The 24,069-nt window shown below is 53.5% G+C and carries 20 protein-coding genes and 3 pseudogenes; 10 read left to right on the top strand and 13 right to left on the bottom strand.

Annotated elements, in window-relative coordinates:
- Positions 1 to 51: 51 nt before the first annotated feature.
- Positions 52 to 270, top strand: a pseudogene (locus PQG83_RS20910) (hypothetical protein); the annotation flags it as partial.
- A 313-nt stretch (positions 271 to 583) separates the two neighbouring features.
- Here PQG83_RS20910 and PQG83_RS07745 read toward each other — a convergent pair.
- The 7 genes from PQG83_RS07745 to PQG83_RS07715 all read right to left on the bottom strand — a co-directional run bounded on the left by PQG83_RS07745 (position 584) and on the right by PQG83_RS07715 (position 11,448).
- Complete coding sequence (locus tag PQG83_RS07745) at positions 584 to 1,492, bottom strand: copper resistance protein B (protein ID WP_312748327.1); 909 nt, start codon at positions 1,490 to 1,492, stop codon at positions 584 to 586.
- The gene (locus PQG83_RS07740) at positions 1,489 to 3,369 is read right to left on the bottom strand and encodes a copper resistance system multicopper oxidase (protein WP_312748326.1); all 1,881 of its coding nucleotides are present in this window, start codon (positions 3,367 to 3,369) and stop codon (positions 1,489 to 1,491) included. Before PQG83_RS07740 ends, PQG83_RS07745 begins: the two co-directional genes overlap by 4 nt.
- Before the next feature lie 92 nt (positions 3,370 to 3,461).
- Positions 3,462 to 6,575 carry an efflux RND transporter permease subunit gene (locus PQG83_RS07735; RefSeq protein ID WP_312748325.1) on the bottom strand — a complete coding sequence of 1,038 codons (3,114 nt, stop codon included), beginning with the start codon at positions 6,573 to 6,575 and terminating at the stop codon, positions 3,462 to 3,464.
- Positions 6,576 to 6,585: 10 nt separating this feature from the next.
- Positions 6,586 to 8,268, bottom strand: coding sequence for a FixH family protein (locus PQG83_RS07730; RefSeq protein ID WP_312748324.1), 1,683 nt, complete (start codon positions 8,266 to 8,268; stop codon positions 6,586 to 6,588).
- 14 nt (positions 8,269 to 8,282) lie between these two features.
- A complete protein-coding gene (locus tag PQG83_RS07725; protein ID WP_312748323.1) occupies positions 8,283 to 9,557 on the bottom strand; it encodes a TolC family protein in 1,275 nt (424 codons plus the stop codon).
- Between the two features lie 172 nt (positions 9,558 to 9,729).
- Positions 9,730 to 10,092 carry a hypothetical protein gene (locus PQG83_RS07720; RefSeq protein WP_312748322.1) on the bottom strand — a complete coding sequence of 121 codons (363 nt, stop codon included), beginning with the start codon at positions 10,090 to 10,092 and terminating at the stop codon, positions 9,730 to 9,732.
- A 498-nt stretch (positions 10,093 to 10,590) separates the two neighbouring features.
- Positions 10,591 to 11,448, bottom strand: a complete 858-nt coding sequence (locus tag PQG83_RS07715) for a hypothetical protein (RefSeq protein ID WP_312748321.1) — start codon at positions 11,446 to 11,448, stop codon at positions 10,591 to 10,593.
- A gap of 525 nt (positions 11,449 to 11,973) precedes the next feature.
- On the opposite strand from PQG83_RS07715, the pseudogene PQG83_RS07710 reads away from it, so the two are divergent.
- Together PQG83_RS07710 and PQG83_RS07705 are read left to right on the top strand one after the other, a co-directional pair.
- Positions 11,974 to 12,213: pseudogene (locus tag PQG83_RS07710) on the top strand (IS30 family transposase); the annotation flags it as partial.
- Positions 12,200 to 12,403, top strand: a pseudogene (locus tag PQG83_RS07705) (transposase); the annotation flags it as partial. The pseudogenes PQG83_RS07710 and PQG83_RS07705, both read left to right, overlap by 14 nt.
- Before the next feature lie 368 nt (positions 12,404 to 12,771).
- Here PQG83_RS07705 and PQG83_RS20905 read toward each other — a convergent pair.
- From PQG83_RS20905 to PQG83_RS07695, 3 genes are all read right to left on the bottom strand, one after another.
- Entirely contained in the window at positions 12,772 to 12,960 is a 189-nt protein-coding gene (locus PQG83_RS20905) for a type II toxin-antitoxin system HicA family toxin (RefSeq protein WP_376753555.1), read from the bottom strand.
- On the bottom strand, positions 12,957 to 13,169 hold the full coding sequence (locus tag PQG83_RS07700; RefSeq protein WP_312748319.1) for a type II toxin-antitoxin system HicB family antitoxin: 213 nt from the start codon (positions 13,167 to 13,169) through the stop codon (positions 12,957 to 12,959). Before PQG83_RS07700 ends, PQG83_RS20905 begins: the two co-directional genes overlap by 4 nt.
- Before the next feature lie 115 nt (positions 13,170 to 13,284).
- Positions 13,285 to 15,345 carry an FAD-dependent oxidoreductase gene (locus tag PQG83_RS07695; RefSeq protein WP_312748318.1) on the bottom strand — a complete coding sequence of 687 codons (2,061 nt, stop codon included), beginning with the start codon at positions 15,343 to 15,345 and terminating at the stop codon, positions 13,285 to 13,287.
- Between the two features lie 426 nt (positions 15,346 to 15,771).
- Here PQG83_RS07695 and PQG83_RS07690 point away from each other — a divergent pair, with 426 nt between their 5' ends.
- From PQG83_RS07690 to PQG83_RS07670, 5 genes are all read left to right on the top strand, one after another.
- Positions 15,772 to 16,146 (top strand): VOC family protein, encoded by a 375-nt coding sequence (locus PQG83_RS07690; RefSeq protein WP_312748317.1) that lies wholly within the window; start codon positions 15,772 to 15,774, stop codon positions 16,144 to 16,146.
- Between the two features lie 127 nt (positions 16,147 to 16,273).
- Positions 16,274 to 17,662, top strand: coding sequence for a glucose-6-phosphate dehydrogenase (zwf, locus tag PQG83_RS07685; protein WP_312748316.1), 1,389 nt, complete (start codon positions 16,274 to 16,276; stop codon positions 17,660 to 17,662).
- 271 nt (positions 17,663 to 17,933) lie between these two features.
- Positions 17,934 to 19,298, top strand: a complete 1,365-nt coding sequence (gene chrA / locus PQG83_RS07680) for a chromate efflux transporter (RefSeq protein WP_312748315.1) — start codon at positions 17,934 to 17,936, stop codon at positions 19,296 to 19,298.
- A gap of 107 nt (positions 19,299 to 19,405) precedes the next feature.
- Entirely contained in the window at positions 19,406 to 20,149 is a 744-nt protein-coding gene (locus PQG83_RS07675) for a hypothetical protein (protein WP_312748314.1), read from the top strand.
- A gap of 24 nt (positions 20,150 to 20,173) precedes the next feature.
- The gene (locus tag PQG83_RS07670; RefSeq protein WP_312748313.1) at positions 20,174 to 20,974 is read left to right on the top strand and encodes a 3-keto-alpha-glucoside-1,2-lyase-like domain-containing protein; all 801 of its coding nucleotides are present in this window, start codon (positions 20,174 to 20,176) and stop codon (positions 20,972 to 20,974) included.
- Positions 20,975 to 21,255: 281 nt separating this feature from the next.
- Here the strand turns inward: PQG83_RS07670 and PQG83_RS07665 are convergent, their stop codons facing one another.
- The 3 genes from PQG83_RS07665 to PQG83_RS07655 form a co-directional block, all read right to left on the bottom strand.
- Complete coding sequence (locus PQG83_RS07665) at positions 21,256 to 21,444, bottom strand: class I SAM-dependent methyltransferase (protein WP_312748312.1); 189 nt, start codon at positions 21,442 to 21,444, stop codon at positions 21,256 to 21,258.
- Between the two features lie 153 nt (positions 21,445 to 21,597).
- The gene (locus PQG83_RS07660) at positions 21,598 to 22,140 is read right to left on the bottom strand and encodes a hypothetical protein (protein ID WP_312748311.1); all 543 of its coding nucleotides are present in this window, start codon (positions 22,138 to 22,140) and stop codon (positions 21,598 to 21,600) included.
- Between the two features lie 36 nt (positions 22,141 to 22,176).
- Positions 22,177 to 22,389 carry a GDCCVxC domain-containing (seleno)protein gene (locus PQG83_RS07655; protein ID WP_312748310.1) on the bottom strand — a complete coding sequence of 71 codons (213 nt, stop codon included), beginning with the start codon at positions 22,387 to 22,389 and terminating at the stop codon, positions 22,177 to 22,179.
- Between the two features lie 172 nt (positions 22,390 to 22,561).
- On the opposite strand from PQG83_RS07655, the gene PQG83_RS07650 reads away from it, so the two are divergent.
- Positions 22,562 to 22,966, top strand: coding sequence for a MerR family transcriptional regulator (locus PQG83_RS07650; protein ID WP_312748309.1), 405 nt, complete (start codon positions 22,562 to 22,564; stop codon positions 22,964 to 22,966).
- A 14-nt stretch (positions 22,967 to 22,980) separates the two neighbouring features.
- On the top strand, positions 22,981 to 24,045 hold the full coding sequence (locus tag PQG83_RS07645) for a DMT family transporter (protein ID WP_312748308.1): 1,065 nt from the start codon (positions 22,981 to 22,983) through the stop codon (positions 24,043 to 24,045).
- The last annotated feature ends 24 nt before the right edge of the window (positions 24,046 to 24,069 follow it).

Genomic DNA, 24,069 nt, shown 5'->3' with positions numbered 1-24,069 from the left:
CTGCCCCGCACCCGTGCTGGCAGGGTCGTCCTGTAACTCAAAACCCCATACCGGGATGGAACCACTCATCTCGTGATGGCGCCGCTGGAGTTCATGCCACGTCTGCCACCGCTTGTTTCGCGACCCCGACTCCATCTCATTCGCTTCCATGGTGTGCTCGCGCCCAACGCGGCCCTCCCGGGTCAGATTGTCCCAGCGCGCCCGATCAACTGTCGGCGCCCACTGAGGCGGACGGTGAGACCCCTTCTTCTTCCACGCGAGCCCGCCTGAGCTGGGCGCAGTTGCTCATACGCGTGTTCCAGATCGACATGACAACCTGTTCATCCTATGGGGCCTCTTTCACACTCATCGCCGCCATCGAAGATCCCCCCGTGATCGTTAAAAGCCTCGATCATTTGGGCTTGCCCACCAGAGCCCCACCCCTGCACCGGCCCGGACCGACTAGCTCTTTCCAATAGCCTGATGCCAACTGAATTCCAACCCTTGGATAAAGTTATGGCGAGGCTGTAGATGTTGTGTACTTTTGGAGAAGGGAATCACCAGGTACAATCAGTTGCAGGCGGATTTCGCGATATAAATTTTCTTAAAACCAGAGCCTTACGCCCACCACGAATCGAATCTGACTTGGATTTCCCCCCTCCTCCCGTACGAGTGAGGCGGTATCTCCAAAACTTTTGTCCAGGGAGATTCCTATGTAGGGGGCAAATTCCCGTCGGATTTCATAACGCAGCCGAAACCCCAACTCAAGGTTATTCAGTCCTGAACCCGTTGTGAACTTTCGTACACGTTGAATCGCGGCATTCGTCTCAAAGCGGGGCTGAAGGATCAGCCGTTGCGTGAGGGAGAGGTCTTTGGTCGCGGTCAATCGTGCGGACAGGTCCCCATGTTGACTGATGAAGATGGCGGGCTGAAGTTCATAGTTATACGGGACGAGACCTTGTAGCCCGATCACCGCCAGTCCTCGCGTAACGTTCCGTCCCCGATAAGATTGTGTTTCGACGCGCCCTCCTACTTGGAAATCGTAATACTGCTGAATGAAACGTCCGAAGAGAAGTTGTGAATCAATGTCGTAATCGGCCTTAAATGCCGTGTCCCGCTGGCCCTCGCTTTTGAACCAGATTCGATTGTAGTCACCGCCGTACCAGCCCTCGATGTCCCACCGGTAATCGTCATGACTTCCGTCCCCGCCAAAGTTCGGCCGGTATTCAAGGACGTCGGCGAGGAAAAAACCGTGGTTCTCATTATCCATGACAGGACTGGGCCAGTCCTGTTTTTGGGATACAGGTGACCCCGTGTCCGACATTTCTGTGAATTTTCCGGATCGGATGTCAGTCTGGACTTCCGGCTGTATCGTTTGGGGGTGGGATTTGTGTTTATGAGTGGACGTTGATTCGTCGGGGATGGATTGGGCCAAGAGAACGAATGTATTGAAATCTCCAATGAGGAAACTGATGGTTGTGAGTGAGAGGATACATCGAAACCATTTCCTCATGAATGCACCGTAGGGCCCTCGGCGGAAACCTCGACGACGCGGAACATGCCCGCTTCCATATGGAAGAGGAGATGGCAATGAAAGGCCCAACGTCCGGGAGCGTCCGCCGTGATGGCGACGGAGACCCGCTCGGCCGGTTTCACGATGACAGTGTGTTTGCGGGGCAGGAATGCCCCTGCTCCGTTCTCAAGTTGCATCCACATTCCGTGCAAGTGAAGGGGGTGCTCCATCATCGTATCGTTGACGAAGGTGAGGCGCAGCCGTTCGCCGTGACGAAAGAAAATGGGCTCCTTGGCTTCTGAATATTTTTTGCCGTCGAATGACCACATGTAACGTTCCATGTGACCCGTGAGGTGAAGCTCAATTTCGCGCCCAGGCTCCCGCTGGTCCGGGTAGGGCGTAAGACTTTTTAAGTCGGTGTAAACCAGCACCCGTGTGCCGGTATTCTCCAGCCCAATGCCGGGCTCATCCAGCTGTTGACGTGAAAATTCGGCGACGGATTGATTGCCGGTACCATGATGACCGGGAGCATGTTTGACTGGCGTGCTGCCGGGAATCATCGAATGGCGCGATGCATCCGCCGCATGCCCTGACATTTCGTGGCTGTCATGATTGTTTAACGTGGCATGGTTTCGGGGTTCGTCCATTTCCGAGTGTTCGGAATGAAGGATGCCGTGCTGATCATGTTTGTTCATGTCGGTCATGTCCATGCCGTTCATGTGCATGCCCATGCCCATGGCAGCCATGGTCCGGAGCGGCCGCGGACGACGGTTGGGGAGTGGGGCGGTCATTCCTATGCGCGGGGCCAGTGTGCCGCGCGCGTACCCGCTGCGATCCATCGTTTCGGCAAAGATGGTGTAGGCCCGCTCCTCGGTGGGTTGGACGATCACATCGTAGGTTTCTGCCGGTCCGATACGAAATTCATCCACCGCCACAGGCTGCACATTTTGTCCGTCCGCCTGAACGACGGTCATGGTAAGTCCAGAGAGGCGTACGTCGTAAAAGGTCATGGCGGTGGCGGCGATGAAGCGCAATCGCACCCGTTCGCCGGGTTTAAACAATCCCGTCCAATTTTGGTCAGGTGCCAATCCATTCATTAAATAGGTATAGGTATACCCGGTAACGTCCGCGAAGTCCGTGGGGTCCATCCGCATCCGGTCCCACATCAGATAGTTCTGCAATGCCGGCCCCAATCCCATTCGTGACACATCGGAAAAGAACTCGGGAGCGGCGCGCTTCTGGAAATTATAGTAATCACTTTGCTTTTTGAGGTTGGCAAAAACCGATTCCGGCGACTCGAAGGTCCAATCCGAAAGCACCACAACATACTCCCGATCGTAGTGAAACGGTTCCGGCTCAATCGGAACGATGATGAGCGGTCCGTACACACCCGATTGTTCCTGGAAGCCGGAATGACTGTGGTACCAATAGGTTCCGCTTTGCCGGATGGGGTAGCGGTAGCTGAAGGTTGAGGCCGGCTTGATGCCGGCAAAGCTGACGCCGGGCACACCATCCATGTCCGGCGGAAGAAGCAAGCCATGCCAGTGAATGGACGTATCTTCCATTAACCGGTTCGTGACATTGAGTGTCACATTGTCCCCTTCCTTCAAACGAATTAAAGGACCGGGTAACGTGCCGTTAATGGTCTTGGCTATTCCGGTCAATTCTCCGATTTGAAACGGAGATTCGGCAATACGTAAATCAATGGTCTTTCCCTGTAGGTCTGAAGGAGATCCCGCTTTTGCCATGGTTGTGCCGGCCAGAACATAGGAAGGAAGGAGGCGACCCACAGCCGTCATGATTCCCAGCGCACCGACCCCTTTTAGTAACGAGCGACGCGTCATTCGAGCGTCATGACGATCCTTGTTATTGCTCATGGTTGAACTTCCATTATATTCCGGCCATAGGACGGAGCTTTTACGATTTGGTGTATTGTTGACATGTCCCGTATCAGAAAATTTCAATGACCTCATTGTAATTGCCGCTGACGCCAGATGAAATAGATGGCAGGAATGACCAACAGCGTGAGCACGGTTGCCGTGACCATTCCGCCGATCATCGGCGCCGCGATGCGTTTCATCACATCGGCACCCGTTCCTTGGGACCACATGATGGGGAGCAAACCCAGGATGATGGCCGAGGCGGTCATGATTTTCGGACGGACTCGTAAGACGGCACCTTCGATGATGGCATCACGAAGGTCCGCCAACGAGTGCAGTCGATTCTCCCGTTGCCGGCGGGAGCAAGCCTCGTCCAAAAACATCACCATGATCACCCCCGTTTCTGCGGCCACTCCTGCCAAGGCGATCAGTCCGACCCACACGGCAATGCTGAGAGGATAGTTCAGGACATCCACATACCAGATAGCCCCGACCAAGGAGAATGGAACCGAGAGCAATACAAGCAGACATCGGGGGATGGACTGAAAATTGAGATACAGAAGGAGGAATATGAGAAACAACGTGAGGGGAATCACCATTTTGAGTTTTTCTTGTGCCCGTTCCAGATACTGATATTGACCTGCCCATTGTAAGGTATACCCGGATGGAAGGGTTATGTGCTTCTGAACCAGGTCTTTGGCCTTGTGAACATAGGTGCCGAGATCCTCGCCTGCAATATCGACAAACACCATACTCGCTAATGATCCATTTTCATCTCGCACAGAAGGCGGACCCGTGGTAGTGGAAATGTGAGAAAGTTGGGCGAGAGGGATCTGTTCGCCGTGTGGCGTGCTGACGAGCACGCGCTTGAGCGCTTCCACATCCTGTCGCAGATCACGTGGGTATCGAACATTAATCGGATAGCGTTCACGGCCTTCCACGGTCCATGCAATATTCTTCCCGCCAATAGCGGATTCAATGACATCCTGCACGTCTCCAACGGTGAGGCCATAACGGGCAGCGGCGGTGCGGTTCACGTCGATATCGACATAGTACCCTCCCGTGACCCGTTCGGCGTAGGCATTCCGGGTGCCCTGAAGTGTGTGAAGCAGGCTTTCAATGTGTAGCCCGATTCGTTCCAGTTCTTCTAATTCGGGCCCCAGGATTCTTATGCCTACACTGCTGCGAATGCCGGTGGCGAGCATTTCGGTTCGTGTTTGAATCGGCATCCACCAAATATTCGGCATGCCCGGCAATTTCACTTTTTTGTCCATTTCGGTAATGAGCGTGTCCCACGTCATGCCGGGCCGCCAATCTTCTTGAGGCTTCAGGGTCACGATGGTCTCGCCCATATGCAAGGGTGCCGGATCGGTTGCGGTGCGCGCCCGCCCCATTTTGCCCATCACTTGATCCACTTCCGGGAATTCTTTTAATAGCCGGTCTTGTGTTTGGAGAATGGTGGAGGCTTGTTTGATGGACATGCCCGGTATGCTGGTGGGCATAAACAGAATCGTGCCTTCGTTCAGGGGAGGCATAAATTCAGAGCCTAACTGTTGGTAGACGGGAATGACGACGATCATGCCGAGTATGGCTAAACCGACGACCAGCCATCGGGCTTTCAGAACAACTTTCAGGAGAGGGGCATAGATCCATACAAGAAACCGGTTCAGCGGATTTCGTCGTTCAGTCATCATCCGGCCGCGAATGAACCATTTCATCAAAAGGGGGGCCAACCCGATGGACAACAATGCCGCAAAGAACATGGCGAAGGTTTTGGTGTAGGCCAGCGGCTTGAACAGACGGCCTTCCTGCGCTTCTAATGTAAAGATAGGCAGAAACGAGACGGTGATGATGAGCAAAGAAAAGAAGAGGGGCTTGCCGACTTCCCGGGCGGCTTGAATAATGACGTCATCTCGTGGGCCTGAACGTCCTCCTTGTTCCCATTCCTCCAAACGACGGTGCGCGTTTTCCACCATGACAATGACCGCATCGACCATGGTTCCGATGGCGATGGCGATGCCGGAGAGTGCCATGATGTTCGAGGAGACGCCCAGATAATACATCGCAATAAATGATAGAAGAATCGCGACGGGTAGTAAGAGGACGGGAACCAGTGCGGAGCGAACGTGAAATAAAAAAAGGAGGCTAATCACGCTGACGACGATGGTGATTTCCAATACTTTTTCTTTGAGCGTGGCGATGGCCCGAAGAATTAATTCTGAGCGATCATACACCGGAACGATTCGAATGCCTTCGGGAATGGAGGGCGTGATGGTGGCTATGCGTTCTTTGACCTGTTGAATGACGTCAAGCGCATTTTCGCCATAACGCATGACCACGATGCCACCGACGGTTTCTCCTTGTCCATTTAATTCAGCAATGCCACGTCTGAGATCCGGCCCGAACGTCACGGTCGCGATATCGTGAACGGTAATGGGCGTCCCCTTTCCGTCCGTTCCGATTGGAATGGTTCGAAAGTCGTCAAGCGATTGGATGTAGCCGCGGCCCCGTACCATATATTCCCGTTCACTGGCCTCAATAACCCGCCCTCCTACTTCATTGTTACTGCGTCGGATAGCCTGTATGACCTGGGGAAGGGCGATACCATATCCTTGTAATTTCACGGGGTCCACCTGGACCTGATACTGTTTCACGAACCCGCCGATGGTCGCCACTTCCGCCACGCCGGGCACACTTTGCAACCAATAGCGCAAATACCAATCTTGAAACGAGCGAAGATCGGCCAAACTATGGTTTCCGCTTTCGTCCACCAGCGCATATTGATAGACCCACCCGACCCCTGTCGCATCCGGTCCTAAGGTTGGAGAGATCCCTTCCGGCAGTTTTCCTACAAGCCCCTGCAGGTATTCCACCACCCGGCTTCGGGCCCAATACATGTCGGTTCCGTCCTGAAACACAATATAGACAAACGACAAACCCAGAAGCGATTGGCCTCGAACATATTTGGTGCGTGGGGCGCCTAACATCGAGGTGACAATGGGATAGGTGATTTGATCCTCAATCAAATCCGGACTTCGGCCAGGCCACTCCGTCAAGACGATCACTTGCACATCGGATAGATCGGGCAGGGCATCCAGGGAGGTGTGATAAACGGCCCAGATTCCCCAACCCATCAGAAACAGGGTCAGGATTCCTACCAAAAAGCCGTGACGCGCACTCCAGTCAATGATTCGTTCAATCATGTTGGATCACTCACATTCCGGACATGCCCGGCATCCCGGACATTCCTCCGCCTCCGGCAATCACCGAAAATGTTTCCTGAATATCGGGCTGCCCTGCACGTTGGATCAGGATCGTCAGATCCCATTGGCCCGCCATTCCAAGATTGACCGTGGCTTCATAGGTGCCTTCCGCTTTTGCTGTCATCGGAACCGTAGCCGGTAGCATGCCGGGCATCGGCATGGTGAAGGTGAGTTGAACCTGCGCAGGGGAGACCGGTGTGCCTTGTTGATTGGAGACCGTCACCTGTATCCGGTTTTGCCCTATGTGTACGGGCGAGGGATGGGTTGTAAAGCCCAGCGTGAGATCAGCGGCCTGCTTCTGACTCTTTCCTGCCGGTGTTTTATTCTCCGGCGTCATTCCTGATCCTGTCATGGCCTTATCCATTCCCATATCCATCTTGCCCATGTGCGCCTGCTCCATTTGTATTCCTCCCATCCCAAGCGCGCCCATCATGTTCGAGCTCGCCATGAGCTTGCTTTCCGAATCGAGGAGAAACGTGCCGGACGTGGCGATCCGTTCGTCCAGAGCCAGACCCTCGACGACTTCATAGTAGCCGCCGACTTTCGGACCAAGGGTGACTTGCCGTGGTTCAAACATGCCCTCTCCCCGGACTACATAGACGATCTGTCGTATCCCGGAGTCGAGCACCGCTTCCTCAGGAACAGCAAGCTTGCTTCCGCGATTCACCTGAATCTGAACAGTCCCATACATGTCCGGTTTCAGCCGCAGCTTCGGATTCTTGAACACCAGCCGAACGGTGTTGGTTCGGGCCTCCTGGTTGAGGTAGGGATAGATAAAGGTAATTTCTCCTCGAAAGGTTTCTCCAGGATAGGCCGCCAGGGTCAGGATTCCCTCTTGCCCCACGTGGACGAAAGGCATTTCATACTCAAAGACTTCCGCCTCCACCCACACGGTAGACAGGTCGGCAATGGCATAGAGGGTCATCTCGGGTTTCACCAACGTGCCTTTAAAGACCTGCTTGTCAATCACGTACCCGGCGACAGGGGAATAGATTGTGACATAGGTCTGCGGTTTGCCACGACGCGCTAAGTCATCAACCTGCCCATCCGTCAATGTCCAATGCCGGAGACGGTCGCGTGCAGACTGGACCATTTGTGCCGTCTGATGCCGGGTTTCGAGAAGAGGGCTATCCTGAATCTGCTGGTTGGCTTTCATCGCAAGCAGATATTCCTCCTGCGCCGACACAAGTTCCTGGCTGTAGAGGGTGAACAAGGGCTGCCCTTTTCGAACAAGCTGGCCTGTGGTATCCACAAAGAGATCCTCAATCCAACCCGAAATGCGAAGATTGATATGGGTGAGACGTTCCTCGTCATAGGCCACCTTCCCCACGGCACGGATCACCGTCTGGAGCGATTGCATGCTGACCCGCTCTGTGGTGACGCCAATCAATTGTTGCCGTGCCGGAGTCACCATGGCATAGGCCTGGCGAGTTTCCATTTCCATGGAAGAACGGTCGCTCATGGTATCCATGTCCGGCATGGGTTGGTCGGTAGGCGTGGCATCGTTCGTGGTCTTTCCCGCTGATTGAAAGACATGCCACCAGGATTCTTTGAAAAAGAACAGGCCTGCCATCAGGATACAGAGCACAACTCCGAAGATGATCCAGCGTGGTGGTGATTTGTGCGTGAGCATCGTGCGTCTCCTTCTTACAAGTCTCCGCCCAGCACGCGTTCAAGTTGGGCGACTTGCTGTTCCCGGTTCACGAGCGCCCGGATATATTCAAGCCGAAAGGCGATGAGCGCGCGTTCCGCCTCGATCAGATCCAAAAAATCCGTGCGATCCGTCCGATAGCCCGCATGGGCGGCTTGGAGAACCTGCTGTGCCTGAGGAAGGATGGTGGTGCGATAGAGTTCCAGAACCTCTTGCGTGGCCTCAATTTGCACCACCAGATCTTTGACCTGAAAGCGCGTGAGGGTGACAAGGGTCTGTTGCTTGGCTTGTGCGGATCTGACCTGCGCTGCAGCTTCCCTGACACCTGCGTCATACTTCGGTTTAGTCCAGAACGCGAAGGGAATGTTCACCATCAGATTCCCCCCGAATCCGTCGTCGGTGTGGTAATTTTGCCAGCGCTGGAGTTCCACCCGAAGGTGTGGGTAGTACCGCAATTTGGCCAGTTGTGTGGCCGACTGAAATCGCGTCACCGCCAGATCAGCTTCTTGAAGTTCCGGGCGGAGTCGAAGCGCATGCTCCTGGAGTTCTTCAAGCGAGCGAGTCAGCGGTTGAGGACGTGGTGCTCGCGGGATACCAAGCGGAGCATGGGGATCACGATCCAGAATGGTATTGAGATGAGCTTGAGCGGTTTCCCGTCGTTGATTGAGGACGGGTAATTGTTGGGAAATCTTTGACAGCTCTACCTGAGCTCGCAGGACATCTACCTGTGTTCGGGTTCCCACTCCGTATTTGGCATTGGCAATATCAAAGAACTGCCGGAGCAATTTTTGCTGTTCATGATGAACCTCAATGGCTTTGTGCGCGAACAACAGCTCAAAAAAGGCCATCTTGACCGCGGCGGTGATTTCGCGGACTTTGGCGGCCACGCGTTGTTCCGCCTGGTCGGCTTCCCGTGTCGCCACCTCGGCTTTCTTCGAGAGCAATCCCGGGAAGGGGAATTGTTGCGCAACCCCGTAGATAACCGTTTGCGTTTTGGTGACATTCAGCGAATCAGGCGTATTCCACAACTGAACCTTTAATTCGGGGTCGGCCAGAGCTCCCACTTGAGGGGCGCGCTCCTTCATGGCCAAGACCTGCTCTTGTGTTGAGGCGATCTCAGGATTCTTTTGAATGGCTTCCTGGATCAGGGGCACGAGCTCCAAGACCGGTTCAGTCGTGCCGGGTGGTTGAGCCGCGAGTGAACCTGGCGGCCCAAGCCATACCATTCCGAATGCCACTATCACCATGTATCTGAAAATTATCTGGTGCATGGTTAACTCCGCTTGTTATGTGGTGACCATGGACTCCTCACCGGTTCTGCCTAAAATCCAAAGAAGCAGGAAGGAGAAAAAGTCCTGTCGATCAGGCCTGAAGGCGTCAGACCGGGATCAGTAAGGTCGTGAATTCAGGGAATTGGTGATGAACGGAGAAACGGGGAGGGGATCAAATACGAAAAACCGAGATGAGGAGGAGAAGATCTTCTGGTACGGCCACATGGCCGGTACCGGGTGGAAAGATAAATGTTCTGGAGGAGGGGACAAGGTCAGGGAGAAGCAGGGCCATTTCGCCAATGAAGGGGGCATGCGCCTGGCTGTTTGAAGGGGTATCGATACTCGATTGGACCGCAAGAGTTTTAAACCCGTCACAGAACTGAGTAACAGGCTCTTCCCCCGGCATGGTGCAATCACTCACTTGAGTTACCGGGATTTTGTCAAAGACCGGCACCACGCAGGCATAGGCGTTAAAGCTGAACGCAAGGAACAGACCAATGAGGAAGAGGGCTAACAATTTCGGGAAGGATCTCATCAAAGTTATCTTAACTCTTCAATGTCTTCTCAGTAAATAGCGTTTGCATCAAGGAGCCGTTGGCTATGTTGGTCGGCCCTTCATGAATTCATGGGGGCGAATGATCGTAAAGGCCATTCCTGATGATCTCTTTCCAGAAGACGATGAATGAAATTTTCATCGAATAACCTTAACCCTTCCCCACTCACTTTTTTGTTTCGGATTGGTAGTTGGAAGAGTTTAACTGAAATAGTCGTCATCCGATGATCTTAAAGGCAGTTTCAGATCGGTCCTTTTCACATTCCGCGCTCTCGGCCCTCGGATTATTAACCATACAAAATTTGGAGAATAAGGGGAATGCGAAATTATGGGAAGATTCCTAAAACAAAAAGCCCCACACCCGACGGTGTGAGGCTCAATGGTTGAATAACTCTATATCGTCGAGGGGCCGAGAGCGGCTCACGGGACGCTCGTTCACCCCAACCGCCGATCGGCCGAGTATCTGGACAGCAAGGGGGTCTAATCGCACCCCCCTGGCCCCGTATCGTTGACGCAGAAGCCGTCCGCCTCGCTGAAGGTCGCGTTGTCGTCGCCGCCGATCGCGCCGACCTCGATCTTCACCGGTGTATCGTCAGGAAGGGACGCGAGGTAATCGGCGGGTACAGTGACGGCCTTTATGGCGATATCCCCGGGCACTCGGACGCTGAACTTGAGCGAGCCCGTCGGGTCACCATCCTCGACGTCGGGCTCAAGAACGATCTCAAAGGCGTCGACATCCACGTCCTCCGGGTGTTTTGGAAGAACGCCGGCTGTGACCAGGTCGTCGAGGTCAGCGTTCGACGCGCAATTCCCTAAGTCATCTCCGGCCATCCATGTGATCACGCTGCCGTCAAACATCACGGCCCCAGGAGCCGCCGGCAGCTCGTACGTGAGTTCCGTTTGACCCCTCGACTTCTCGCCTTGGTCTCCCATTCCGGTGAAGACATAGGTGCCTGCCGTCCAGCGCTCCAGGAACTCCTCGAGGGTGACGATCTCGTCGTCGGGCTCCGCATCAGGAGCGTCCCAGCAGAGCGGTTCAGCGCTCTCGGCAAACGTCTCCGTCAACTTCTGCTCCCGCAGAGGGCCCTTGGCCTGATCCTCGAAGACCTTCGCGCCGTTGGGGTCGTTGATTTGCGCTGAGTTTAAGTCGTCGCCGTCCATTAAGAAGTGAAAACCGATGTCCCCGTCCGTTGCGTTGATCTCGATCAGCGCTTTGCATTCACCGAAGTCGCCGCACGGCTCAGTGGCTGTGACAACAGTTGTCCCCACGCCGAGGACCAAGGTGACGACGGCCGCAGCCGAAACAATCCCAATCATGTGTTTTGTCTGCTTCATCATGGTATTTCTCCTTTCGACGTATAGGGTATAGGGAATTTAAACACCCGTTTTGCGAATCGACATTCCAAAACAAAAAACCTCCTCAACCCTTTACCGGCCAAGAAGGTTCATCCGTAAACCACCATGCTCTCCGTCTCTATCTTTTACGTGGCCCAACCCTACGTCTTTCGCTGAAATAAAGCAACCTTCCGTTCACCCCCCAAAAACACCAAAGCCCAAACCCGCAAAGGAGTCAGGCTTTCATTCAACAGAATCGTCTTATCAGTTCAAGTGTTTAGATCATCCTGCCAATCACATGATCCCCCTGATTCTCCGGAGTATCAATACGCCGGTAGCCTTCCAACGTTTTACCTAAACGGCCACTTACTGGGGTTCGCTGCATCGACAGGTTAGGTGCATCTTGATTACTGCAAATTATGTCCGGATTCGGCCAATTTGCGTCCTACCCCAAATGTCCGCTTGGGGTGGTGAGTTCAATTGATCAACGCAACACTTTACCTTATCTTCTAGAGCTGGAGTGTGACGATGAAACACCGAACCCGCATGCACTTTATCACTGAACAAGGAGCCGACATTTGGGATCGCTGGCAGCGTGGCGAGTCCATGAGTTCCATTGGCCGCCTTTTTGAGCGAGAGTCCTCCTCAATTTATCCGATTCTTTCGCCCAGTGGGGGTATTCGTCCTCCTAAGCGAACACGATCTCAATTCGCCCTGAGTCTGTCGGAACGCGAAGAGATTTCCCGTGGGGTCGCCAGGAACCAATCTACAGCGGGGCTCTAATGAGAATACGAATCGGCTGCTCAGGCAGTATCTTCCAAAGGGAACTGACTTATCCAGGTATACGCAAGTCCAGCTCAACAAAGTGGCACGGCAGTTGAACGAACGTCCGAGAAAAACTTTACACTATGAAACACCAGCGGAGAGATTTCAGGCCTGTGTTGCAGCGACCAGTTGAACTCACCGTCGTAAGCGGACGGTTAACTGAAAGTTCTACGATGACGCCCAACTAAATGAATCACTAGACTTCCCCAAAATGGCTTGGCATTCCTCAACCCCGTCTTTACTCACGCTATACAGCAGAATATCGTATTCGGTTACAGTAGGATAAACGAAGAAAAGAGTCCAGCCAGAATTCCAGAAACAGGTTGAAGGAATTTACCCCGAATGGGATTCCGGCCCGGAGGACCGAAGGCATTAATTTTATTGGTAGGTAGGGTAGCGGTCGCGCCTACAGTCCGTTGCTTAAGAGTCAATGGTTTAGATTTGTCACGGAATGAAGGACCTTAGGCGGGCGATGGGAACCTGGAGTAGGGCTGAAAAGAATTATTTTATGGAAGGCACTCCGAGATCTTTGCAGATTTTCTTTGCGAGTTGGTCACGAATTTCTTTATGTCTTTGGACAGCCAACCGTTTATTGAGTTGAGGATTATGCCACCGGGAATGCCGACCACCTTCCCTCAACAGCTCACATGTGTGTGCTCGAAGGTGACGAACCAGTTCCTCCCGTTTCATACTCCAATAGGCTCTTCTTCGAAATTGGAGCCAGCCGCTCCCAGGGCTTCTTGTCGATTAAACTCTAGCGCTTCCTTTAGAGTGATCTTGAGGGTTGCAAGTAATTCCTCACGGGTGCTCTCTTGGCAGTTGACGCCAGGAATTTCTTCGATCCACCCGATCCACCATTCAGCGTCTTTTTTTATCACAGCCGTATATGCTTGATTCATGATTCGTCTCCTTTTCATACAGGAAGCAACGTTCCGAAGAATTTTAGCGTTGAATATTATGTCTATCAAAGAGGAATCGGCTTCATTTTGGCAATTATTAATTGAAGAATTCTCACTATTCAGGTTGGTCTACAGAGGAAGCATGCCGTCTATCTGATGCCCGGTTTTCGAGATGAATTCTCGCCTTGGCAATGTCCATGTGACTCAATATCCCAACCGGCCTGGATTGATCATCCAGCACCGGGGCCTGTTTTACATCTTTCATGTAGAGCACCCCTAAGGCTTCGCGGACGTTCTGCCCCTCATGAACCGCGGCCACCTCGCGTTTCGCAATCGTGTGGATGGGTCCGCGAAAATCCTGACCATGCGTCATGGCCCGATAGACATCCGTTTTGGTCACGATGCTCAGAAGCTTTCTTTCACCGTCTATGATGCAGAGCAGGGTATGTGCACATTTTCCAAATGCGATGATGGCATCATTGATACAGGCGGAGGAGGGAAGACACGGCGCGGGTATTTTCATCACGGATTCGACCGGAGACGAGAGCAAATCTGTCGACCATCGTGACTCTCCCAAGACTTCCTCCTGAGGTCCCCGTTGAGCGGTGTAGCGGAGCATCTGACTGAGACTTTGGAAACTTCCCACAAACGACTTAAACTCCTTCGAATTAAACACCATGAGCGTGGCGGGGGTCTTGGCGGTAATGGTCACCTGCCGGACGACACCATAGAGAAAGGATCCCTCTCCAAAATGATCCCCCGGAATCAACTCGTCACGCCATAAGACATCACCCTCCTTATTACGCCTGACGGCTTCCAGTGATCCTTCTTCCACCACATAGAAGGCGGAGCCTTGTTCCCCCTGGCGAAAGATCACATCGCCGGGCTCCACATGCATGCGTGCGATTTTTTGCGTTTTTTTCAGATCCAGATAATTGAGGTCGGGTGGGAAAAAAAGTTCAAAGGTCCAGTCCATCATGACCCGCAGTTTGCGGTCGAGTCCCGGCAATTTCAGCAAATGAATGGTCCGGGTCAACCACCATGCAAAAAAACCGCTGAACCGGAACCCGAAAATCGAGCAGACGCCTTTATGGTGGCCGATGGTCGCCATCTGCCCCATCATTTTATATCGGAACGGACGGAGGCTGTTCCCTGAAATTGAGGAAGCGATGTTTTCCGACGCATGCCGGCCGAGTTGTATGGCGAATTGAGCGGTCGGCGGGGCCTGATGTCCGTATCCGTCGGGGTTGGACGCGCCATCTCCGATGCCCCAAACATGGGTATAGCCTTTGAGACGTAAATATTCGTCAGTGACCAGCCATCCTTTATCGTACTCCGCCGCGAGATCAGCGAGTACCGGATTCGGGGCGTTGCCAATCGTACAAATCGGATTAAGAGAATCGAGCCGGGTTCCATCGCTCAGGCGAATATAGGAAGGACTCACCGAGGAGGCCCGCCTGTTCAACATGATCGTCATGCCTCGCGATTCGAGAGACTGCTGTGCGAAACTCCCCAAATCCTCTCCTAGTTCCGGGAGCAAATACGGTCCGGAATGGACGAGGGTGACGCGCAACTCGGATGGATCAAACGAGGGGTAAAACCGCCTGGCGTCATGCAGCAGGTCGAGAATTTCACCGGCCGTTTCGACTCCGCTGTATCCTCCGCCCACCACCACGAAGTGCAGGAGAGCTCGTCTGAGATCAGGATCTGATTCAAGGTCCGCGTCTTCGAGCCGTTTGATGATATGTTCCCGTATACCCAGGGCATCGGCCAGCGTCTTTAAGAATAAGCCGTGCTCCATCATGCCGGGCACCGCCCGCAGATTGGTCGTGCTGCCCAACGCGAGGATCAGATGATCGGCTTCGACCGGTTCAAGCCTCATTCCCTCATCGGCGCTGAAATGGACACGCCGGTGTTGCAGGTCAATTTTTGCCACTTCGGCCCGTTGGACCATGCAATGGCGCAAGGCCAACCGGATAGGGTTCATGACGTGGCGTGGCTCGATTCCCGCCCCGATCACCTCGGAAAGAAACGGTTGATACACAAAATAATTTTCAGCGCTGATCAGAAGGACCCGCTTGACGGTTTCCCGACCCCAGAGTTTCTCGAACCGCTTGGCGCAGGCCAGGCCCGCAAATCCTCCACCAAGAATTACGACTTCCCACTTCGTGTTCATACCGCTTATGATCTTTTTCCGCTTCGATCAGAAGTAAGAATTACAGCCGTATGATGAACCTCAGCATCCTTATCATTATCATTGATTGCTTGCTGTACTTCGACCAAAATACTCCCGAGTTTATCATGCTTTTACACTCAATTCTCCTTTAAGAGAACTAGGAGATTCCCTGGCTTTGGCGTGTAGGACCCTGGTCACCATCCCCCTATATCCGTTCCCGAAGGGGATTGGATCTTCGCTTGCCCGGCCTTCGCCGAAACAGCTAGATTTTCCTAATGATGACCGTATTTATGAGACACGGACAAGTGAGTGTTGCGATAAAGTGTGAGAGACCGGACATTGTCTTTAGCGCGGTTCCTCGTCATCCGGTTCTGCTCCTGCTAAAGCCGGCGATTCACGATCATCGCGACGGTAAGGAGGAGTGCCATGTCGATTGAACTTAATCACACCATCGTCCCGGCGTATGACAAAGTGGCCTCGGCAAAATTTTATGCAAAAATGTTCGGTCTCGTGTTCGATGAAGGAGAAGTCGGCTATTTCGCGCCGCTGCGGATCAATGAGACACTCACGTTTGATTTCGATGATGATTATGGTGACAAGTTCGATATCCATCACTATGCATTCAAGGTCGGTGAACATGATTTCGACCGAATCTTTAGTCGTATTCAGGCTGAAGACATACCATATGGGAGCGGGCCGACTGCGCGGGAGGATATGACCATCAACCACCGGGGTGGGGGACGGGGCGTGTACTTTTGTGACCCGAATGGGCACATCCTCGAACTCCTAACGGTGGGATAGGGAGGTGCTTGACATCCTGGACACCAGCTGTATACATCGCCAATACAGGTGTGCAGCAGGATGTGTGAGATAAATCGTTGTCTACGCATGCCCATTAAATTATTTTCATAAATCGTTTTGGGAGAACATGATGGAGAATGCTCGTTCAGATGCGCTTGTGTTGTTCGGAGCCACAGGCGATCTCGCGTATAAAAAAATTTACCCGGCGCTTCAAGCCATGATTCAACATGGGAAAATCGATGTGCCGATTATCGGTGTCACTCGAAGTGGCAAGGACGTGGAATATCTCCGGGAACGAATCCGGGACAGTCTGGAGAATTTCGGCGATGGGGTCGATGAGACCGCCTTTGCAAAGCTTTCTCATTTGCTCAGAAATGTTGATGGGGATTATCAGGAGGAAAACACATTCACTCGCCTCCGTCAGGTCCTGGACACCGCGAAGCGCCCCCTCTTTTATTTGGCCATTCCTCCGACCCTGTTTCCCGCCGTGGTGGAAAGTTTAGGAAAGTCAGGTTGTGCTTCTGGCGGACGGGTCGTCGTGGAAAAACCATTCGGACGTGATCTGGCTTCCGCTCAAGATCTCAATCACACCCTGCGTGGCGTCTTTGAGGAGTCGGCTATTTTCCGTATCGATCATTATCTCGGAAAGGAATCCATTCGAAATCTACTCTTTTTTCGATTTGCCAATTCATTTCTTGAACCCATCTGGAATCGTAACTACGTGGAAAGTGTGCAGATCACGATGGCCGAAAAGTTCGGGGTTGAGGGCCGGGGAAAGTTTTATGAGGAAACCGGTGCGATCCGTGATGTCGTTCAGAATCACCTGCTGCAGGTCGTAGCCAATCTGGCTATGGAGCCACCCGTCAGTGCGGGCGGAGAAGCTGTCCGCGATGAACGGGTTAAGGCATTCAAGGGCATTCGGCCACTCACCGGAACATCTTTGGTACGCGGACAGTTTCGAGGGTATCGCGAGGAGGCCGGGGTGAGGCCGGACTCAAAGACCGAAACCTTTGCCTCGATGCAGATTCACATTGATTCGTGGCGTTGGGAAGGGGTGCCCTTTTTTATTCGCACAGGGAAATGCCTGCCGGTGACCGCAACGGAAGTGTTGGTCAGGCTGAAACAACCGCCGCAACGGCTCTTCGACAGCTCACGGTCTGAGTCACCGAATCATGTCCGTTTCCGGCTGGGCCCTGATCGAGTGGCGATTGCGTTGGGAGCTCAGGCGAAGCAACCCGGTGAAGGTATGACCGGTGAGGATATCGAGCTGTACGTGTGTCGCCAAAAAGGGGATGAACAGGGGGCGTATGAACGCCTCATGAGCGATGCCATGGAAGGGGACACGTCCTTGTTTGCGAGGGAAGACGGCGTCGAGGAGGCTTGGCGCATTGTGGACCCGATTGTGAAGATGCCCACCCCTGTCTTTGAATATGCGCCGGGGACCTGGGGTCCTAATGAAGCTCAGGCGGCCGTGGCACATATTGGTGGATGGCATAACCCGACGGAGGAGGAATGAACTGATATTTCTTATTGTAATCCGTGCTGAGTGGGTCGATCGCAAGGAAGTGGGCATTTGACTCAGGAAATCTTCCGGACGCCTATTGCAATTTATTCGCAGGGCCATAGAGGTTCTGCTAGAATTCGAATCATTGGAATCTGACAAACGGGTGCTGCAAATACGAATATGGTAAACCTTCCCCTGGCACCCACCACACTCTCCTTGTGGCGAAGGCTTGCGCCATTGTAGACGGCCTGCCCGTGGCCGCCGAACACGTATTCCCCATCCGATGAATAAGCCTGAAGCACCTCCTGTCGCACGTACCGCATCCCCACCATTGCCGGTGAGCTTCCGGCAGGCCGTGGCCTTCTGGCTCAAACTCGGGTTCATCAGCTTTGGCGGGCCTGCCGGGCAGATTGCTATCATGCACCAGGAACTGGTCGAGCGCAGGCGCTGGATTTCCGAGCGGCGGTTCCTCCACGCGCTGAACTATTGCATGGTCTTACCAGGCCCGGAAGCCCAGCAACTGGCCACTTATATCGGATGGCTGATGCATCGAACATGGGGCGGAATCGTGGCCGGTGCGCTATTCGTCCTGCCGTCACTTCTGATTCTGATTGCCTTGTCGTGGATCTATATCGCGTTCGGTGACGTGCCGCTGGTCGCGGGTCTGTTTTACGGCATCAAGCCAGCCGTGACGGCCATTGTGGGGCAAGCCGCTCAGAGGATCGGTTCCCGGGCGCTCAAGAACAACGTGCTGTGGGTCATTGCCGCCGCTTCCTTTATTGCAATCTTCGCGCTCAATGTGCCGTTTCCCGCGATCATTATCGTTGCTGCCCTTATCGGACACTTCGGCGGTCGGATCGCACCTGACACGTTCAGGGCCGGTGGCAGCCACGCTAAAGCCGACATGTCGCTTGGCCCGACACTTGTCGATGACCACACTCCGACACCCGAGCATGCCTGCTTTCGTTGGACGAAATTGCTCAAGGTGGCCGTCGTCGGAAGTTTCCTGTGGGCTGTCCCGATGGCGTTGCTGATGGCCACTTTTGGCTGGCAGCACACGCTGACACAAATGGGCTGGTTCTTCACCAAAGCGGCCATGGTAACTTTCGGCGGGGCCTACGCCGTGTTGCCCTATGTCTACCAGGGCGCGGTCGGACATTACGGTTGGCTCACGCCCACACAAATGATCGACGGTTTGGCGCTCGGTGAAACCACTCCGGGGCCACTCATCATGGTCGTAGCCTTTGTCGGGTTCGTCGGCGGGTACATGAAAGCCCTCTTCGGTCCCGAGTCCATGTTCCTCGCCGGGGCGGTGGCTGCCACACTGGTGACGTGGTTCACCTTTCTGCCCTCATTCCTGTTCATTCTGGCGGGAGGACCCCTGGTCGAATCAACCCACGGCGACATCACGTTTACCGCACCGCTCACCGCCATCACGGCCGCCGTTGTCGGGGTCATCCTCAATCTGGCGCTGTTCTTCGGCTACCACGTTCTATGGCCCCAAGGTTTCGCCGGCGTCTTCGACTGGGTATCGGCATTGATCGCGCTGGCCGCTGCAGTGGCCCTCTTCCGGTACCGGCGGAATGTCATCGAGGTTATCGCCGCCTGCGCGTTGATCGGTCTGATCCTGAAAACCTTCATCCTGTGAGGTGAGGTCTGAGGTGAATTACCCGAGAACGTTCTCAGACCTGATCCTCGCTAGTCGTTCCGTACAGTAAGTGAAAAGCCGATTACCGACAGAGAGGGAGGGGATCCATGAACAAACGTTCAGTTCTTCATAAACCCACATTCGCAAACCTCACCTGGTTTCTTCTGGTCATAATCTTTTTGGGCAAAGCTACCGCCGGTCAGTTTGGGACTCCTAAGGGTGACGAAGGAACACGAATATTCAACGGCACCGAACACCCCAATTATAGCGGGCATTTCCGCGTGACCGGCCGGAAAGGCACATTGGTAGGCACCATGGGAGAGAAATCCCCGTGGGACCATATGGATTACGCTGGCATACATCTGAACCCGGTCATGGGGACGATTGAAATTGAGGTCGATGAGCGAGCCAACACGGGTCAGGTACAAGGAACGTTTGTTGAAGGCGATGACCGCTACCGGTTGGTCTTTACCCATTTTGCGGGAAAAGCTCCCTATCAGGATGGAGGCCTGGCCACGAGGGTGTATGAACATGGCGATTCGGGAAACGGGGATTCCCTCTATCCCAAGACATGGCTCTATCTCGCAGGCTGGGGAAAGGCCGATGTCTTCAAAAACGATCAACTTCTCTTTAAGGACTATGCCGCCCACTTTATGGTGATGGAACGTTCCCGGGATCCTCACACCCATGAGGTGCCATATCCCACGAAGCGCACCCTTCCCGGAGGAGAAACGGATCCGGCTGGAATGGAAATCGATCTCTGGGTGCGGTCCGCAGAGGCCAATACCAAAAATTTCCCACCATTTGAAACATTTATTCATCTGTTTTGGGAAGAAGTCATTTGGAAGTAAGCCGGTAAGCCGAGGAGGTGAACGATGGGTGTTCTCAATGGTAAGGAACCAGTTGTGATGCTATTCGGGCGCTTTTTGCTGTTTGAGTTGGTGATGGCCTTGCTTGTCCTGCTGTTGTACGGTCCAGGCTCCTTATGGGCTTTCCCAACGATTGGGGATGAAATGAACTCTCATCAGACTTGGAGCTTCGACACCGATCAGGCAGGAACCCTTCCTCGGAACTTTGTGGTTGGAACCACATTGGATGGTCGAACAGCCGGGGAGTGGAAAGTCATCGACATGAACGATGCCATGAGCTGGCTGGATGATCTTGATCGAAGGGAACACAAACGAATCGAAAAGGTTCTTCAAACGCTTGAGGCAGCAAGTCCTCCCCATGTGCTGGCCCAACTCAAGAATCGTGGCTTCGAGCAGGATTATCATGTGATCTTGGTTGAGGGAACCACAGTCACCGATTCAGACCTCAGCGTGTCGCTTCTCCCTGTTGCGGGAAAAGGGGATATGGGAGGAGGGTTAATTTGGCGAGCCCAGGATGCTCAGAACTACTACATAACCCGAGCCAATCCGCTGGAGCAGAATATTCGGTTGTACCGGGTGGTGAAGGGGGTTCGCTACAAGCTGTCGAACTTTGACCACATCATTTCAGTCGAAACCTGGCACACTCTGCAGGTGAAGGCCCGAGGTGATCGTCTTCAGATCATCTTCGACGGGCAGACGGTGTTCGATGTTCGGGACGAGACGTTTCAATCCGGTCACATCGGGTTGTGGACGAAAGCAGATGCGGTCACATTTTTTGATGATCTCCGACTATCGGTAGTGAAGTAACCTCCTTCCCGAATTCTTATACCATCCACACACCGGGTGCTCGATCTCTCAAGAAAGTTATGCCCCACCAGGGTCTCACAGTTTGCGTCTCGTAAAGCGGCAATAGATAAACGGTTGTTTGTGGCCTCCCGGAGTGAGGTGAAGCTCTTCAAACGACTCAATAAGTTCGAAGTCATTTCCCACGGCCAGTGGCCTTGTGGACTGACGACGGTGTTCATGGTCTCCCGGTATTGTTCACGATCCTCCTCATTGGTCAGAAAATGAAACACCGCCCGGTCATGCTACACATCATATGTCATAGAAGAAGGAAAGACGGTGATATCGCCTTCAATCCAGGTGACCTGGAGCGCGTGAGCGCCAAGCCTGGCTTTTGCTCTTTCCAGGGCGGTGGAAGAAATATCAAGCACAGTGAGGTACTCGAATCCCTGATCGAGAAGGTTATCAACCGGTGTCGAATCGCCTCCTCCCACGTCGATGATGTTTGCGGTTTTGTGAACCCCCTGTCGATTCGATAAGATAAAACGACATGGTCGGATGACCTTGGTGCCAGCCCAAACAATCGGCAGCGGTGGTCCGATACACGTCTTCCCAATGTGTTTCCCCCTCCCTCTTTCAACTTCTTTTTAATATACAATGATGCGGTCTGCAGATTGAAAAAGTTCGACCATCCGATTCAAGGCGATGGGAGTGACTTCAGGGGCGACGTCATCAAGGTCAATATTATACAGGAGCATCATGGTTTGATTGCCATAGATGGTCACACCCATCTCCTTCAAGAACCCCAAGTATTCTCCATACTGATGAGGAATCTTTTCCAGCGACACCCCCATTTGTTCGGACAGGCTGACCCGCTCGCGTTCCGGTAGCCTGGCCCGATCGAGAGCGGTGGTGTCCGAATGCACCAGACGCCCGAACCAACCAAATCCCTTGGTGACGGAGGTGACGGCACTGGCATCCACTAGAATCGTAACCTGGTGTCCGGCTTTCACCAGAGCCCACGCCACGTTGGGAACGGCACAAATCTGGGCGTCATCCTCGGCCAGAGACGTTTTCATATGAATGAGGAAATGTTGAGGCTGAATTTGCTCTGCCTCAACGGCCCTATTTCCGGTAAGAAGGGTCAAGAAGACGATGCATAGACCCAGTCCAAATTTCATATTTGTCATACACAACCTCCTGAGTGATCGTTTCAAGGCGTGGGTTTACATGTCCAAATGCTGGGTCTGCTGAGGCGGGCAAGGCACCGTTCCATAGGAACAAAAGACGCAACAATCTCCTGCCTTGGGTTTGAGAATTGTCGCGCACTTCCGGCACTCATACCTCACTTGGCAGGAATCAGATGACATGGTTTCGGCCTTTTGAAAACCGCATTGCGGGCAGCGTATGACGGATTGTCGTTGTGCGTGTACTCCCATTGATTAATCTCCAAATTTTTCTGTATGACAGTTCGTACCATCCCATTCTCCATGTTGGTGGAACTCATGAAAGTTTTCATACTTGATAAGACCAGTTTCCTCCTTCCTGATTCTCATGGTACAACCTGTAGCAACTACAGATGCAAGAAGGTGTCTCACGGAGTGAGGGAGCATGGATACCATTGGAGTCCTGTCCAAAAAGTCCGGATGCCACATCGAGACCATCCGCTATTACGAGCGTATTGGTTTGCTGTCGAAACCACCGAGAACCGAAGGCGGACACCGTCTCTATGGCAAGGACCAACTCAAACGGTTGGTCTTTATCCGTCGCAGCCGGGAACTGGGTTTTTCGCTTGAGGAGATTCGCACACTGTTCAGGCTGGTTGACGGTGAGCGGTATACATGTCAGGAAGTGAAGGGGGTGACGGAGCAACATCTCAGGGAAGTCAGTAAGAAAATCGCAGATCTGCGAAGGCTTCAAAAAATACTTCGTTCGATTTCCTCCCAATGCGAAGGTGGTTTGGTTTCGGACTGTCCGATTATTGAATCGCTGTTTGCAGAAAAACGCCTATTATAAATAGGAGGGTCGTATTGCATAGTCCAAAGGGTTTGGGTGCGGTGTATGGGTTGAGCGCCGCGGTGCTCTTTGGAGTGACGACCCCTCTTCTCAAGCTGTTCCTTCCCGTGTATGACCTGCTCCCTGTAGCTGGCCTGTTATATGTAGGAGCGGGCCTCGGACTTGGTCTTTTTGAAATAATTTTGTCGTCTACGGGGTTTTCGGCCCCGTCCCAGGCCGAAACTCCCATTCAAAAAGGCGATACCGGGCTGTTACTGGGTATCATTCTGACAGGCGGAATTGTGGGCCCCCTTCTCATGCTCTATGGGCTGGAAAGGATTCCTGCCGTGGTCGGATCGCTCCTGCTCAACCTGGAAGCTCCTCTCACCATTCTTCTGGCCGTCACTCTTTTTCGGGAACATATGGGGAAACGAGAGGTTGGTGCAGCCATGTGTATTTTTGTCGGTGCAGGACTTCTCAGTTATGGCCCTGGAGCGGTCTATTATGACTGGTTAGGCGTCATTAGCATCAGTGGGGCCTGTCTGTGTTGGGCCGTGGATAATAATCTTACCCAGCGGCTGTCACTTCGAAGCCCGCTGGCTGTGGCGAGGATCAAGGGGTTGAGTGCAGGAGGATTTTCCCTGGGACTGTCATGGATACTGGGCTATGAACTTCAGGATATGACGGCAATCGCCCTGATCATGGTTGTAGGATTTGTGGGATATGGAGTCAGTGTCGTGCTGGACATCTATGCTCTCCGCATTCTCGGCGCCGCCCGGGAAGCCGCGTTCTTCGCCACGGCGCCGTTTGTCGGGGCCTTGGCTGCCGTGCCTATACTCGGAGAACAGTGGGGACTTGCGGAGTATCTGGCAGGTGCCGCTATGGCTATAGGGGTCGGGTTTCTTCTGCGAGAACATCACAGCCACCTTCACGTCCATCCAGGCATGGAACACGACCATGTCCACACCCACACCGACCCGCATCATCAACATGATCACCAGGAGGACGTCGTCGGGCCGCACGCCCATTGGCATCGGCATCTGCCGTTGCAACATGATCATGGACATATGTCGGACCTGCACCATCGACACGAGCACTAGCAAGATGCCGGAAAGGATTGCCCT

This window comes from Candidatus Nitrospira neomarina (assembly GCF_032051675.1).
Lineage (GTDB): Bacteria > Nitrospirota > Nitrospiria > Nitrospirales > UBA8639 > Nitrospira_E > Nitrospira_E neomarina.
This window is presented reverse-complemented; position numbering and strand designations above follow the sequence as displayed.

Bases quoted from the DNA above. Each gene is read 5' to 3' on its own strand.
- PQG83_RS07745 (WP_312748327.1), bottom strand. From the start codon at position 1,492: ATGAGGAAATGGTTTCGATGTATCCTCTCACTCACAACCATCAGTTTC.
- PQG83_RS07740 (WP_312748326.1), bottom strand. From the start codon at position 3,369: ATGAGCAATAACAAGGATCGTCATGACGCTCGAATGACGCGTCGCTCG.
- PQG83_RS07735 (WP_312748325.1), bottom strand. From the start codon at position 6,575: ATGATTGAACGAATCATTGACTGGAGTGCGCGTCACGGCTTTTTGGTA.
- PQG83_RS07730 (WP_312748324.1), bottom strand. From the start codon at position 8,268: ATGCTCACGCACAAATCACCACCACGCTGGATCATCTTCGGAGTTGTG.
- PQG83_RS07725 (WP_312748323.1), bottom strand. From the start codon at position 9,557: ATGCACCAGATAATTTTCAGATACATGGTGATAGTGGCATTCGGAATG.
- PQG83_RS07720 (WP_312748322.1), bottom strand. From the start codon at position 10,092: ATGAGATCCTTCCCGAAATTGTTAGCCCTCTTCCTCATTGGTCTGTTC.
- PQG83_RS07715 (WP_312748321.1), bottom strand. From the start codon at position 11,448: ATGATGAAGCAGACAAAACACATGATTGGGATTGTTTCGGCTGCGGCC.
- PQG83_RS20905 (WP_376753555.1), bottom strand. From the start codon at position 12,960: ATGAAACGGGAGGAACTGGTTCGTCACCTTCGAGCACACACATGTGAG.
- PQG83_RS07700 (WP_312748319.1), bottom strand. From the start codon at position 13,169: ATGAATCAAGCATATACGGCTGTGATAAAAAAAGACGCTGAATGGTGG.
- PQG83_RS07695 (WP_312748318.1), bottom strand. From the start codon at position 15,345: ATGAACACGAAGTGGGAAGTCGTAATTCTTGGTGGAGGATTTGCGGGC.
- PQG83_RS07690 (WP_312748317.1), top strand. From the start codon at position 15,772: ATGTCGATTGAACTTAATCACACCATCGTCCCGGCGTATGACAAAGTG.
- zwf (WP_312748316.1), top strand. From the start codon at position 16,274: ATGATGGAGAATGCTCGTTCAGATGCGCTTGTGTTGTTCGGAGCCACA.
- chrA (WP_312748315.1), top strand. From the start codon at position 17,934: ATGAATAAGCCTGAAGCACCTCCTGTCGCACGTACCGCATCCCCACCA.
- PQG83_RS07675 (WP_312748314.1), top strand. From the start codon at position 19,406: ATGAACAAACGTTCAGTTCTTCATAAACCCACATTCGCAAACCTCACC.
- PQG83_RS07670 (WP_312748313.1), top strand. From the start codon at position 20,174: ATGGGTGTTCTCAATGGTAAGGAACCAGTTGTGATGCTATTCGGGCGC.
- PQG83_RS07660 (WP_312748311.1), bottom strand. From the start codon at position 22,140: ATGACAAATATGAAATTTGGACTGGGTCTATGCATCGTCTTCTTGACC.
- PQG83_RS07655 (WP_312748310.1), bottom strand. From the start codon at position 22,389: ATGGGAGTACACGCACAACGACAATCCGTCATACGCTGCCCGCAATGC.
- PQG83_RS07650 (WP_312748309.1), top strand. From the start codon at position 22,562: ATGGATACCATTGGAGTCCTGTCCAAAAAGTCCGGATGCCACATCGAG.